A 3,063-nucleotide genomic window follows, 5' to 3' on the forward strand; every position below is an offset into this window, starting at 1 on the left:
GCATGTCCGTCGTATGAGCCACCCTACGAGCTATCAGGTCTTGGGTCTTTGATCGGCAACGCGATCCAGATCGATGGAAGCGGAAAGGCTGCTCTGAAGCTCGATTTCCCCCTGACGAAAAAGGGGGCTCGTAGTGCGCCCGCGTCCTCCACCGAGGCATCTGAGCCGGCTTTGCGCAACGAGACAAGGAAGCTCTCGTTGCGCGCCGTCCTGCACTATCTCTGGGAGGCGGGAGAACTGACGGAATGGCGCTCATCATGGGCCGGCAAACGCGGTTGGGGCAGGGTGCGGACAAGTCTCATGAACGCCGCCTCACAGATGACCGCACGCGGCGGACCATTGAGCGACATTCTGTTCGTGCCGGAAGTGTTTCATCAGCAGGAGCGCGAGGGAATAGCCACCCGCCGGGCGGCGGCCTTGGCTCCTGCCTATACCTCCAGTTCCGGGCCGCGGAAACTGATGATGACTGTGGCGGAGGTGAAGGAGTTCACGGCTTCCCGGGGCGGCCAGAAAATCGTCGTTCGTCACCTTCCCTTCCCCTTTATGATCGAGGAACGGACCTGGAACCGGTTGAGCGCCAGATATGTGACGGAGCTGGAACTCTGGCGGTCGGGCGAGGACTTTCATCTGACCATGATTGCGACCTTCGGGATATCAGGCGCGGGGATCGCGTCCATCGAGGAGCTCGCCATAATGGTGGTCAACGAGAATTGGATCCCATTCGAGAGTATGCACGAGCAACATCTCCTGGAACGGCTTTCAAGGCTGAAGCGAAAGAGCGTGAAAGGGCTGCGTTTCAATCTCTCCCGCGAGCAACCAGTCGTCTCGGTCACCTTACCGGAACAACGCCCGGCTCCCGTCGCCATGTTCATCGTGCCTCCCGGTGCCGGCGAGGATTTCGAGAAGGCCTTGGCTGAGATGATCGAAATGAGACCGGAAATTACACCGTGGATCTGGCGTGTCGCCGAAGGGGAAATGCCGCAGCTTCCATGATCGGACAAGCGAAATGTCTTGCTTCGGCCAAGCCGATGAGCGGATCAGGTTGCGACGAAAATATTGAGTGTGCTCTGGATCTGTCGCTTCGAGGCGTCGAAAGCCTGGATCAGTTCGTGCGGATCCGACGACGACGTTTCTTGCGAGATAGCGACACCTTCGACCAGGGAGCGCAATCTTGAGATCGTTATGATGCGCCGCTTGTGGCAATGAAGGCACGCAATGCTGCCGCCAAAGGTGTGCCGGCGACAGAAGCATGGCATCACGATCGGGCTTGAGGCGCTGAACCGCTTCGAATGTTACCTGTTCAACACGATGGACGATCTTGCGGCCCATATCGACGCGGTCGGACATCCGAATATCCGCGTCATGTACGACACGTTCCACAGCAATATCGAAGAGACCGATCCCATCGGCGCCTTCACGCGAAACAGTGACCGCATCGTCCATGTCGACATTTCGGAGAACGATCGCGGCGTACCCGGACGCGGCAACATTCCCTGGGCGGAGACGTTCAAGGCGCTACGTGCGAGCGGCTACGACGGGTGGTTGACAATCGAGGCCTTTGGTCGAGGCCTCAAGGAGCTCGCCGCCGCGACAAAGGTCTGGCGCGACTTTTCTGAGACATCGGAAGCGGTCTATCGCGAAGGCCACCGCCATATCCGCGATGGGTGGCACGCGGCGGCATGGTCAGGTTTCCGACTGTAAAGATGTCATCCGCATCGCATGCGGCAGATGGTCGGTCTGAAGCCGAATTAGCCCGCGCAGCTGCCGCCTGGCCGCGCGATTGGAATGTTGGCGCTGCGCCCAGATTTATATCGACACCAAGGAGGGGAACAGGATGACGACTATCACCTACCATGTCGGCGAGCACCACGGCGGCTTTGCCTACCGCCTGGGGGACGTTTGGTCGGAGACCTATTCGGACCACGATAGCGCGCTCGCTGCCGCCAAGTCGGCGGCCCAACGCCAGCACATTGAAGGCCGCGATGCCGAAATTTCATATCAGCTGGCCGATGGTCGGTGGCAGACGGAACATGCCGATGGCGGCGACCGCCCCGATACCGAAGTCGTCGTCGACGAATAGGCAAGGTTGATGGGCGTCCTGGCAGAATCCTGCCTCTGCGGAAATGTGCGCATTGCCATCACTGTGCCCAACGCGGGTCGGCATCTGTCCCTGTACCTACTGACGGCAGGGGAGCCGCCGCATTCACCTACTCGCCATATGGCCGGCCGGGCAGTTCGAGAGCAAAGGCGGCACTGTCGATCGTGGTGGACGCCGATTCTGTCCGGAGTGGGGATGTCCTTCGTGGACGAGTAAAGTCGAGCTCAAGCAGGGCGTCCGTTTCCGAAGCGTCGCCCCCCCGACACACAAGCTCTGGATCAAGCGCCGCGAGGTTAGGCTGCGCCCGGTCGACGGCGCCACGGGGTTCCAAGAGGATTGGGTTTAGCAAATCCATCATCGCTGCGAGCTCACGCATTTGGAATAGAGACGAGTGACCGCACCTTGCTTCAAAGAAACTGCGGGAGATTTCGGCGCTCACCGTCGTTCGAACGGTCACCCTAAATTTCTCGAGCGAGCCAGCGGATCATGTTAGCCATCAGGCAGATCGTAACCGGGCCGTTGCATGAAGTCCTGGGACAGCCAGTGAGGACCGATGTCGGTCGTCCAAGCTATTAAAGCGCCTCGCAATCTTTCGAATTGGCTGACGGCACTTTAGGTCTTTGGTTTTCCGCATGTCGTGATCGCAACCGCCGCGCGGTAATGCGGGACATGCTTGAGACGCAGCTATCCTCTGGAGAGGCCCTGAAGCGCGGCGAGCTATTCTGCAATCAGCCGCGGTGTCGGGTTGCTCACCCCGCTTGATAAAGGGCGCCAGGGGCGTCGATGCTTTCGATCAGTTTCAACTCGGCACGGCGTGTTGGAAAGGAATGTCTCGGACACAAGAAGTCCTATCCTCGACGGACAGAACATCCGTCATTCGATCCCCTTTAGCGACCAGAAGCTCTTGCTTTCTTGGGGGCCGAAATACCGCTTTCCCGCTCAAGCTTTTTGCGAGCGAGTTTACG

Annotated in this window: 2 protein-coding genes and 1 pseudogene; all 3 read left to right on the forward strand. The window is 59.3% G+C overall.

From position 1 onward, the window contains the following. The coding region (locus tag FY112_RS00840; RefSeq protein ID WP_151517395.1) for a DUF1173 domain-containing protein at positions 1-993 on the forward strand (993 nt) is incomplete at its 5' end. 252 nt (positions 994-1,245) lie between these two features. Beyond that, a pseudogene (locus FY112_RS00845) lies at positions 1,246-1,701 on the forward strand (sugar phosphate isomerase/epimerase family protein); the annotation flags it as partial. A gap of 133 nt (positions 1,702-1,834) precedes the next feature. Then, positions 1,835-2,080, forward strand: coding sequence for a hypothetical protein (locus tag FY112_RS00850; protein ID WP_151517396.1), 246 nt, complete (start codon positions 1,835-1,837; stop codon positions 2,078-2,080). Positions 2,081-3,063: the final 983 nt, after the last annotated feature.

The sequence above is a fragment of the Rhizobium sp. PEPV16 genome, assembly GCF_008919455.1.
GTDB classification, from domain to species: domain Bacteria; phylum Pseudomonadota; class Alphaproteobacteria; order Rhizobiales; family Rhizobiaceae; genus Rhizobium; species Rhizobium leguminosarum_Q.

Bases quoted from the DNA above. Each gene is read 5' to 3' on its own strand.
- FY112_RS00850 (WP_151517396.1), top strand. From the start codon at position 1,835: ATGACGACTATCACCTACCATGTCGGCGAGCACCACGGCGGCTTTGCC.